The organism is Chloroflexota bacterium (assembly GCA_026710945.1).
GTDB lineage: Bacteria > Chloroflexota > UBA11872 > VXOZ01 > VXOZ01 > VXOZ01.
Map to the genome: position 1 here is coordinate 1 of JAPOQA010000055.1, position 9,998 is coordinate 9,998.

The window sequence follows — 9,998 nt, forward strand, 5'->3', positions numbered from 1 at the left end:
GCGGTAGCGAAATAGTTCCCTCTCCCTCGACGGAGATCTTTGCATAACCCTCGCCACAGCGCGGATGTCCCCTCTCCCTCGACGGGAGAGGGCTAGAGCTTGCCCCGTACGTGATACGGGGGGGAGGGTGGATCTCCTGAAATCTCTCCATATGCACACCGAATCTGCCCTGATACGTCGTGACACTGCCCAGCGTAAAGGGCCATCGTAGCAAAAAGACCCCCTCACCCCAACCCTCTCCCCCAGGAGAGGGAGTGCCCCTGCTTGAAAGTGGGGTTATGCAAAGGTCTCCCCAGGGAGAGGGTGCAAAACGCGGCGCCAAGTGAATGCGGTGCGCTCCGGTTCCCTTTCCTGGGTCGACAGGGATAGTTGCTTGGCGATTCAGGTATCAGCACCATGGACAATCTTCAAACTAGTACCGAAAAGATGCCAGAGAGCCACGTGCTTTCCAAGTCTAGATACCTTATTTGTACTCTACCTACCCCTGTCAGCTTCTTCTGGGGGAGAGGTGCAAAACGCGGCGCCGAGAAGTTGCGGAGCCCTCCGGTTCCCTCTCCTGGGGGAGAGGGCTAGGGTGAGGGGGCCTGCTGGCTTGCTGGCTAGAGTCTTGCAAAGGTCCCTCAATAGCATGCAATCAGTTTACGCCATGCTGCGGTCAGTCAACCATCTATCTAAAGAGGGAAACCAACACATGCCAGTGAATACCATGCCATGCTTCCCAGCCGTGAGTGACGCTGCAAGCAGCGGCCATGCTACTATCAAGGCGGTGACGCTGTACCTGCGAGGTGGCAGACGGCCCAATGGGAAGAGCGACCGCGATCATGCCCGCATGCGTGTGTAGGGCCGACCGGCAGGGGCAAGAATGAATCTCCTGATGAACACGGGGGGCCCAACGATGGAGACAGAGAACTCGACCTTTAGCGTCGAGTATCTCGAGAACCCGAATCGGCTGTGGGCGTTGCCCATGATTGGCGGCGCAGTCAAGCTCGTGATTGTAATTCCGGTAAGCATCTGGCTCACAATCGTCGACTTGGCCGCAATCTGCCTCAGTATCATCAATGCGTTTGTCGTGCTCTTGACGGGCAAGTACTGGGGACCTGCCTACGCGCTCGCCGTCGGATCGATGCGGCTCACAGCCAAAGCCAACTGCTTCTTTCTCGGCCTCAGCGATACGTACCCTGGGTTTTCGCTCGATTCCAGCGCTGACGTACGGCTCGAATTTGCAGTGCCGGCCCAGCCGAACCGCTCATTGGCGCTGCCGCTCGCCGGTGGCATATTCCGGTTCGCCGTGCTCGTCCCTTTTTCATTTTCTTATTTGTTATTGAACTGCTGGTAATGCTCGTGTACTGGCTTACCTGGATTCCCGTGCTCTTCATCGGCCGGTATCCTGAGAGTCTCTTCAGATTCATGGTCTACACGCTGCGACTCCAGCTTCGGCAGTCAGCCTTTACATTTGGGCTCTCGGACACCTATCCGCTATTCGACGAAGAAGGTCTTGGCCCGGATGATTGGGGTCCTGGCAGGCACGATAGGGTTTACCGACCACTTGGACCGGAGACCTTCCGATGACTTGGATTCTTGATAGGTTCTGTAGTTGGTAAGCGGTTTCCCGGTGTTTTTCACTTCATTAGGAGTGCAGGAAAGTAAACTTGATGCCAAGAGGACGTGCAATTTGACTTATCTCCTTGCTATACTTAGAATATCAGGAATTTATTCCTAAAGTAATGTGTAGAGGAGATTTGTCATGCTTGAGTCCGGTGTTACCACAAAAGGGCAGACTACACTGCCTAAAGCCGTGCGGAAAGCACTTGCTTTGGCACCGGGAGATCGAGTGCGGTACATCATTTTGGATGGAGAAGTGCGAATCATCAAAGTACGACCTATTGGTCGCTTATTCGGCGCGTTGCCCCATAGGGGCCCAGTGATCTCCCTGGAAGACATGGAGCGCGCCATCGCGGACGGAGCAACGGAAGCGTGATCGCCTTGGACACCAATGTGCTCATTCGCTACTTGGTGCGAGACAACGTACAGCAGGCGGAGGCGGCACAGGCTCTGTTGCAAGGCTTGACCCAGCAGCGACCGGGGTTCATCTGCCGTGAGGTCATGCTGGAAGTTGTATGGATATTGGAACGCGCCTACGGCTTTGCGCGTGCTCAGATTGCGGATGTGGTGCTGGAGCTCATTGCTACGGACTGCCTCGTCGTGGAGACTACAGAAGACGTTGCTCGCGCAGCAATTCGTTACGGGCAAGGCAGTGCTGATTTCTCTGACCTTATGATCCTCGCAGCGATGGAACGTGTAGGGTCCCATCCTCTCTACACCTTTGATCGAAAACTAGCTCGGTTGGCTGGTGCTATGTTGGTTGAGGCTTGAACATTGTAGACCAACAGGCATGCTTTTCTCGTTTTAGTTCTTGAAGCAAGGTTAGAAAAGCTCTACCCCATGCTTGCTCTTGACAAGATGGACTGTGCGGAGATTGGGCGCTATCTCGCTGCGCAGGGCGCGCTAGACTCTGAGGCTGTGGTTCGCGTGAAAGCCTTGGGTGGCGGAGTATCGAACATTGTCCTCATGGTCACTACTCCCGCACAGTGCATGGTGCTCAAGCAGGCATTGCCTGAATTGCGGGTGGAGGCCTACTGGCCGTCGCGCATCGATCGCGCCTTGCGGGAGGCGGAGGCACTGCGTGTCGTGGCGGGTTATCTGCCAAGCGGCGCGGTACCGGAGGTGCATTTCATCGACGAAGAGAACTTCATCTACGGCATGTCCTGCGCGCCGGAGTCGGCAACGCTTTGGAAAGAGGACTTGCTTTCCGGTAGGGTAGACGTGCCCGTGGCGGTGGGGGCAGGCCGCATGCTCGCTCAAATGCATGCTATCCAGGACCCGGCGGTGAAGCAGCAGTTTATCGATGACGAGGTTTTTTGGCAATTGCGGGTGGACCCGTATTACAACTCTACGGCGGATAAGCATCCGTCCTTGCGGCCGGTGTTCGACCATGCGATTGCGCAGATGAAGGCGCGGAAGTTGGCGTTGGTGCACGGCGACTATAGTCCGAAGAATATGTTTGTCTTGCGCGAGGGGGAGCCTTCCCGCTTCGGTTCTTCAACCGTAGCACGGGGGCTTGTCCCCCGCTCTGGGTTAAGTATCAGCGGCGCAAAGAAGATGGATTCCCGCTTGCGCGGGAATGACGGAGAGAGCGGGCCACCCGACGGCCCTGTGGGCGGGAAAGACGGGGGCCACGTCGAGCCACGGACGGGTGCGCAGGTGCCGGCGAACGCAGGTTGCGAACCTGCGCTACCGGAGGCAATCGAACCTGCGCTACCGGAGGAAGCAGCCTGTGTGCCTCACGAGGATGGTGGGCGTGACCAGTCCCTGCTTCTGCTCGACTTCGAGGTGGTGCACTGGGGTGACCCGGCGTTCGACTTGGCTTTCTGCGTCAATCACCTGCTGATAAAGTCCATCGTCAACGCCCATGTTCAGCAGGATTACTTCCAAGCGGTTTCTGCACTATTGGCAGGCTATCGTGACGAATTGACGGGTGTTGACTGGACCGAGATGCAGGCCGAGACGCTGAGACAGCTTGGCTGTCTCATGCTGGCGCGCATCGACGGCAAGTCGCCGGTTGAGTACATTACGGACGAAGCAACCAAGGAGATCGTGCGACGCGTGAGCAGGTGTATCTTGCACGAACGGCCCGGTGTTGTTGACGACGTGTACACCTGCATTGCCGGGGAGATGGCGAACTAATGCAAGAAGAGCAGATGGATTCCCGCGAAAGCGGGAATGACGGAACCGGGCGCGGGAATGACGGAACCGAACCTGGAATAGGTAAAGCTAGCCCCGCGACGACGATAGCGCATGTGCATGCGAGGGAAGTGCTTGACTCGCGGGGTGTGCCCACTGTCGAAGTGGACGTAACCCTTGCGGGCGGCGCACGCGGTCGCGCCATTGTGCCCTCGGGCGCGTCGACGGGACGGCATGAGGCCCTGGAGTTTCGTGACGGCAATCCGGCACGCTATCAGGGCAAGGGCGTGCGCCATGCCGTGCGTCACGTAAACGAGGTGCTCGGTCCCGCCGTGGTCGGCGTTGAGGCCACACGGCAGCACGAGGTTGACTCGGTTCTGGTGGCTTCCGATGGTACGCCGAACCTGCGCCGCTTGGGCGGCAACGCGGTGCTCGGCGTCTCCTTGGCAGCGGCCCACGCGGCGGCGGAGAGTCTCGGCCTGCCGCTCTACCGCTATCTGGGAGGCAGTCTAGCCCGAGAGTTGCCGGTGCCGATGGTGAACATCCTCAGCGGCGGGCTGCACGCGCGCGGCGTCGTTGACTTTCAGGATTTTCTCCTTATTCCCATTGGCGCCCATAGCTTCAGCGACGCGCTGGTAATGGTGCGCAACGTCTACCACGCCATGTATGAATTGCTCACCGCGCGCGGGGCGAGCACGCTGGTGGCGGATGAGGGCGGCTTGACGCCGCCGGTGGGCGCGGGTGAGCCTACCGGCGGCGGGCTTCCAGCGAATGAGGCCGCCGTGCAGCTACTCGTGCGGGCGATCGAGAGGGCCGGCTATCGGCCCGGGGAAGACGCGGCAATTGGCCTCGACGTAGCGGCGACGCACTTCTACCACGAAGGCAAGTATCACCTGAGCGCGGAGAATCGGATACTCTCGAGCGCGGAGATGGTGGACCTGCTCGCGCGCTGGGTTGAAGCGTATCCGATTATCTCAATTGAAGACGGTCTGGCGGAAGACGATTGGTCCGGCTGGCAGGCGCTCACAACTCGCGTGGGCGGGCGGGCGCAACTCATCGGTGACGATCTCTTTGTCACCAACGTGCAGCGCCTGCAGCAGGGCATTGAGACCAACGCGGCGAATGCGGTGCTCGTCAAAGTGAATCAAGTCGGCACGCTGACCGCGGCCATGGCAACACTGAGGCTGGCGCGAACTCACGGATACTTGCCGGTGGTCTCCGCGCGTTCGGGGGAGACTGAAGATGCGACCATTGCCGACCTGGCGGTGGGCATGAACGCGGGCCAGATTAAGATTGGCTCTATTACGCGCTCGGAACGCCTGGCCAAGTACAACCAACTGCTGCGGATCGAGGAAGAACTATGGCCGCACGGCGTCTACCGCGGACGCGAGGTTTTTCGGCGGTTTCTCGGCGCACCTTTACTCTTGCCTTCGTGAGTCTGGGTATGCGCGCTCCACTTCGGCAAGAGTTCGAGTGGGCGAGCACAACGTGGAGGTAGCACGGTACGTGCGCAGAACAGTGCACGTTTAGTACAGTGCGCTTGCAGATCAGTGCACGTATTGTACGGTGCGTGTTCAATTCGGTGCGTAATTGGTACGGTGTGAATGTAGGGCAGCAGGTATTCCGTTCGCTTTGAGCCTGTCGAAAGGTGAGCGGAAAACCGCGATGGCATCCTACGTCTCATCTTCCTTATTCTGCACAACCCATACCGGGCTTGACCACGCTTGCACCACGCGCCCAGCCACGGGCTCCTTTTGCCGCAGCCGCACATAATAGAGCGCGTTCGCCACCGGCTGGGGATCATCCCAAGTAAAGGCGGCTTCCGCAGTTTCCGGCTCCCGACGGTAGACCACGTCGAAGCGCTGCGCGTCCAGGTCGCCACGCAGAATCTCGATCCAGGCAAGTTCTGCCGTGCCCACGGTCCAGACGCGCACGCTCACGCCGTTGCCGCTAGCGGTCTCCTGTCCCATGAAGACATCGTTTACCCACGCTTTTAAAATAATGCGCGCGCCGGTGGTGCCGTAGGTCTGGCGATTGTGGATGCTATCGAAGATGCTGCTGCGCGTGAGCGCGGGCGCCCACACCCCCGCGAGGCCGGTTTGGCGTCTGCCCGGCTGCGCCTGATGGTTGTCCGACGAACAGATCGTTCCCATGCGCTGTCCCGTGAGCCAGCCGTCCTGCACGTAGTGGGGGCCTACCGCCGAGTCGTTCAACGAGAAATCGCAGTGCTGGTAGGCCAGCGGATGCTCCGGATCGTAGTATTCGCAGAGGCCGTGACCGGAATAGACCTCGACGACGCGCCGGAAGGTATCGTTGGCGTATTGCCAGTCGATGTTCGGGCCGGTGCCGCCGGGCAGGTTGCTGGCCTTCGACGAAAAGCGCACGCCCGTGTGGTGGGGGATAGTCATCGCCTCGCCGGTAACGAGCTGCTGCCAGAGGTCTTGCACGGTGCCGTTGTGGCGGCCGATGCGCACGTCGCCGTCGTCGCGAAAGTAGACGTTGTGGTGCGCCCAGGGCGCGGGAAACGTGGCCTCGTAGCCGAGAATCGTTGCAAACCGGCCGGGATCGTACCAGTCCTGCGTGGCGAGCTGGATTTCTTGCCACATCTCGTCCGAAAGGCCCTCCACGTGGTCGGTGAGGGCGTAGAAGTCGAGGCGCGCCACGTCGCGTGCGTAATGAAATGGCAGGTCGCCGGTGGCGTCGAAACTGCGCCGGGCGTGGGAATGCAGATCACCCCAGAATACCTGTTCGTCCGGTAGTTCACTGGCACAAAGAATGGGATTAGATGTCGCCGCCAGAGTCCCGCCGCCGTTCGCTCTGGGCCTGCTCTTCTCCTCTTGTTCAGGCATTTCCTTTCCGTTCGCCCTGAGCTTGGCGAAGGGCAGGCCCTGACCGGTAAGCGCTGTCACCGTCAGCCGCAACACACCCGGCGCGGTTGGCGTAAACGGCACGACGCACGTACCGGTCTCCGGATTGAGCGTAACGGTATCAGGGTGCTCCGCGCGGCCTTCTGCGATTGAGACGGCAAATGAGACTTGCGCAGACGTGGCGGGGTTTTGCCAGGCGTCCAGCGCTACAACGTGGCAAGCCACTTCCGAGCCCACGCGTGCGTGAGAAGGAGCATACGCGGCGATTTCCACTGGTTCCGCCGCCTTGGTTACGATCAGTGGACTCTCTGCCACGGGAAGCAGGTTCCTGCTGCCCTCGCTGCCAGCAGGAATCACGGCAATGCGCACGGGCTCATGCCCATTGGGATGGAGCGCGGCGGTGAAGCCGGGGCTGCCGCCTCCGGTATCGCCATAGGTCACATCTATCCAGTCGCCGGCCCGCAGCATGCCTTGAGTCACGGTCACCTCTGTGTGGTACGCGCAGCGGTTGGGCGGACCCACAAGAGCGTCGCGGGTACGCTTCTCGTACTCGTCGGTGGAGCCATCGGGCACGGTGCAGCGAATCTCTACGTCCTCGCGGGAGGATCGGGCCGAGACGTAGTTGGGTTGTGTGGGATCGAGGCTGTGCACGCCTTTGGCAGAGTTGCGTTGCCAGGCGTGCCAGGTGTGGGGCAGCGCTACGGCAATGGTGTCGCCGGCGGCGAGCTCGCCTTCTTCGACCATGCAGCGTACGACCCACGTGCCGTACTCGCCGGCCGTGCCTACCGCTGGTGAGACTGATGCGCGTATGCAGGGTGTCATAATAGTGACCTTACTTCAGAATTGACCACTGTGATTATAGCCACATGTGGTCGTGCAGAGCGAGGTCGGTTACTCCGGTAGCGCAGGCCCTTCGACAGGCTCAGGACAGGTTTGTAACCTGCGGTCGATGGTGGGCGGCGCATGGCGTAGCGGCAAGCGGCGAAGAGGCGGCGTTGACAGGGTCTTGCGGATTCCGAATACTTGCGACAGTAAGCCCGCGTGTGCACGTCTTGCTCCGACAGGCGAGTCCAATAGAATCACAAGACTGCAAGGGGGACAGCTCTATGAATACATACGTTGTGCTGCTCACGATGACCAATGCGGAAGTTGACGATCTCGACACGCCGCTGGAGGAGGCCTTTGCCGACGGCGCGCCCGCAACCCGTGCGACCATCGAGCGCCACGGCGGCAAACTGATAGAGGTATACCTGACAATGGGGCAATACGATGGCGTGCTGATCACCGAATTTCCCGATGACGTCTCCTGCGCGCGGGCCATGCTCGCGCTGCGCAACTCCGGCGGCGCAACCGAGACCATGCGCGCCTTTCCGGAAAGCCAATGGCCGGAGATCGCCGGAGGCACGTAGGTCCATCGTGAATGGTAGAGAGCACCGGTAACTTGCCCAGCTATCCGTTCTGGCATAAGACGCGGGTCGGCCTTGCGCGAAGAGTCCTTTACTTGCTTTCACGTACAGGGTGGGTACGCAGACCAATGTTGTCGCATTAGACAAAGTGGCGCAGAGCACCGCGCCTCATATCCTCGATAGCGCAGGCCCTTCGACAGGCTCTGCCGAAGGGCCCGTCCTGAGCCTGTCGAAGTGCTCAGAACAGGTTTGTAACCCCGTATCGAATACGGTGCAGGCTCTGCGCCGCTGTAGGGTCAACCTATCTGCAGTGGCTCCCTCATGAGAGATTGCAGCCGGAGATTGCGCTCTGTGCTCCCACTCAGGCGGGGGACAAGCCCCCGCGCTACTTTATTGCGACACGATTGGTCCGCGGACATACCTTCTTTGCTTTGATCTGTGCTCTATTCGGCATGTGCTGTGGTGGAGTGGTATTCTTCTACTTACAGTCGGAATAAACTGAGCGCCATTCGTCGCAATCAGGGCTGAATTGGCCGGGCGATTGGCGGCGCGCCGGGAGACCGCCTGATGGTGCTTGGCAGCAGAGATGGCAGAGACCGTGCGGCGCAACAGTCTCGTACGCGCAGTGTGGGCCGCAAGTGAGGCATGCACCTCGCTTCGTGTAGTTACAAACGAGGAGAATAGACCGTATGAGTGACAGTGGCAACGTGGACATCAAACCGTTTAGTAAAGATATCACCGTGGGACCGAAGAGTGCCCCCGCGCGCTCGATGTTCCACGCCATGGGGTTTAGCAGCGAAGACCTGGCCAAGCCGCTCATTGGCGTGGCCAGTACGTGGAATGAGGTGACGCCGTGCAATTACCACCTGGACCGGTTGGCCCAGAAGGTAAAGGAAGGTATTCGCGAAGCCGGCGGTACACCGATTGAGTTTGTCGCCATTACGGTGAGCGACGGCATTGCCATGGGCACGGAAGGTATGCGCACCAGCCTGGTGACGCGGGAGATCATTGCGGACTCGATTGAGGCGGTTGCCATCGGCGAGCGCTTAGACGGCGTGGTCACGATTGCCGGGTGCGATAAGAGCCTGCCGGGCTGCGCCATGGCCATGGCGCGCCTCGATATTCCCAGCGTTTTCGTCTATGGAGGCAGCATTATGCCGGGGCGCTGGCAGGGCAAGGACGTGACAATTCAGGACGTGTTCGAGGCCGTAGGCGCGCACGCAGCCGGCAATCTCAGCGATGATGAACTGACCGACCTTGAGTTGCACGCCTGTCCGGGGCCGGGCTCGTGCGGCGGCATGTACACGGCCAACACCATGTCGAGCGCGCTGGAGGCCATGGGTCTCTCGGTACCCGGCAGCGCCTCGCCACCGGCCATGGACGAACGCCGCGATCAGGTGTGCGTGGACGCGGGCCATCTGGTGATGGACTGCGTGCGCAACAACCGGAAGCCGTCCGACATCATCACGAAAGAGTCGATGGAGAACTCGGTAGCTGTCGCGCTGGCAGCCGGCGGTTCAACGAACGCGGCGCTCCATCTGCCCGCCATCGCCTGGGAAGCGGGCGTGCCGTTCGATCTCGACGACATTGATCGCGTGAGCAAGCGCGTGCCCCATATTGCCGACATGCGACCCGGCGGTCGGTACGTGATGGCCGACCTCGACAAGGTGGGCGGTGTGCCGCTCATCATGCGGGAGATGTTGCGAGCCGGTCTGCTCCACGGCGACTGCCTCACGGTGACGGGCCAGACGCTGGCGGAAGACGTGGCAGGCGCACAGGTATCGGAAAACGGCCAGGACATCGTGCGCTCGGCGGACGATCCGATATTTGCCGGTGGCACGATGGTCATTCTGCGCGGCAACCTAGCTCCGGAGGGCGCGGTGGTAAAAGTGGCGGGGGTGGGCAACCCCGTACACCCCCGTCCCGCGACCGGCTTCGAGATCTAGGGGGAAGCCGTCCACGCGTTGGTGCAAGGAGAACTCAA

9 protein-coding genes are annotated in these 9,998 nt (G+C 60.4%); 8 read left to right on the forward strand and 1 reads right to left on the reverse strand.

Annotation, left to right across the window (positions count from 1 at the left end; translation table 11 throughout):
* Positions 1–895 precede the first annotated feature (895 nt).
* The 6 genes from OXE05_11300 to eno all read left to right on the forward strand — a co-directional run bounded on the left by OXE05_11300 (position 896) and on the right by eno (position 5,177).
* The gene (locus OXE05_11300; protein MCY4437904.1) at positions 896–1,336 is read left to right on the forward strand and encodes a hypothetical protein; all 441 of its coding nucleotides are present in this window, start codon (positions 896–898) and stop codon (positions 1,334–1,336) included.
* Positions 1,336–1,569 carry a hypothetical protein gene (locus OXE05_11305; protein MCY4437905.1) on the forward strand — a complete coding sequence of 78 codons (234 nt, stop codon included), beginning with the start codon at positions 1,336–1,338 and terminating at the stop codon, positions 1,567–1,569. The genes OXE05_11300 and OXE05_11305 overlap by 1 nt, the downstream gene beginning before the upstream one ends.
* 175 nt (positions 1,570–1,744) lie before the next feature.
* Positions 1,745–1,978 (forward strand): type II toxin-antitoxin system PrlF family antitoxin, encoded by a 234-nt coding sequence (locus tag OXE05_11310; GenBank protein ID MCY4437906.1) that lies wholly within the window; start codon positions 1,745–1,747, stop codon positions 1,976–1,978.
* Positions 1,975–2,373, forward strand: coding sequence for a type II toxin-antitoxin system VapC family toxin (locus OXE05_11315; GenBank protein MCY4437907.1), 399 nt, complete (start codon positions 1,975–1,977; stop codon positions 2,371–2,373). Before OXE05_11310 ends, OXE05_11315 begins: the two co-directional genes overlap by 4 nt.
* A 69-nt stretch (positions 2,374–2,442) precedes the next feature.
* Positions 2,443–3,744, forward strand: coding sequence for an aminoglycoside phosphotransferase family protein (locus OXE05_11320; protein ID MCY4437908.1), 1,302 nt, complete (start codon positions 2,443–2,445; stop codon positions 3,742–3,744).
* A complete protein-coding gene (gene eno, locus OXE05_11325) occupies positions 3,744–5,177 on the forward strand; it encodes a phosphopyruvate hydratase (GenBank protein ID MCY4437909.1) in 1,434 nt (477 codons plus the stop codon). The genes OXE05_11320 and eno overlap by 1 nt, the downstream gene beginning before the upstream one ends.
* Positions 5,178–5,414: 237 nt before the next feature.
* Here eno and OXE05_11330 read toward each other — a convergent pair whose 3' ends face one another.
* Positions 5,415–7,430: a DUF3604 domain-containing protein gene (locus OXE05_11330; protein ID MCY4437910.1), complete on the reverse strand. Its 2,016-nt coding sequence runs from the start codon at positions 7,428–7,430 to the stop codon at positions 5,415–5,417.
* A gap of 284 nt (positions 7,431–7,714) precedes the next feature.
* Between OXE05_11330 and OXE05_11335 the strand changes: the two genes are divergently transcribed.
* Entirely contained in the window at positions 7,715–8,017 is a 303-nt protein-coding gene (locus tag OXE05_11335; GenBank protein ID MCY4437911.1) for a GYD domain-containing protein, read from the forward strand.
* Between the two features lie 686 nt (positions 8,018–8,703).
* A complete protein-coding gene (locus OXE05_11340) occupies positions 8,704–9,960 on the forward strand; it encodes a dihydroxy-acid dehydratase (GenBank protein ID MCY4437912.1) in 1,257 nt (418 codons plus the stop codon).
* The last annotated feature ends 38 nt before the right edge of the window (positions 9,961–9,998 follow it).

Coding starts and splice junctions, on each gene's coding strand:
- OXE05_11305 (MCY4437905.1), top strand. CDS start 1,336: ATGCTCGTGTACTGGCTTACCTGGATTCCCGTGCTCTTCATCGGCCGG.
- OXE05_11335 (MCY4437911.1), top strand. CDS start 7,715: ATGAATACATACGTTGTGCTGCTCACGATGACCAATGCGGAAGTTGAC.
- OXE05_11340 (MCY4437912.1), top strand. CDS start 8,704: ATGAGTGACAGTGGCAACGTGGACATCAAACCGTTTAGTAAAGATATC.
- OXE05_11330 (MCY4437910.1), bottom strand. CDS start 7,430: ATGACACCCTGCATACGCGCATCAGTCTCACCAGCGGTAGGCACGGCC.
- eno (MCY4437909.1), top strand. CDS start 3,744: ATGCAAGAAGAGCAGATGGATTCCCGCGAAAGCGGGAATGACGGAACC.
- OXE05_11310 (MCY4437906.1), top strand. CDS start 1,745: ATGCTTGAGTCCGGTGTTACCACAAAAGGGCAGACTACACTGCCTAAA.
- OXE05_11320 (MCY4437908.1), top strand. CDS start 2,443: ATGCTTGCTCTTGACAAGATGGACTGTGCGGAGATTGGGCGCTATCTC.
- OXE05_11300 (MCY4437904.1), top strand. CDS start 896: ATGGAGACAGAGAACTCGACCTTTAGCGTCGAGTATCTCGAGAACCCG.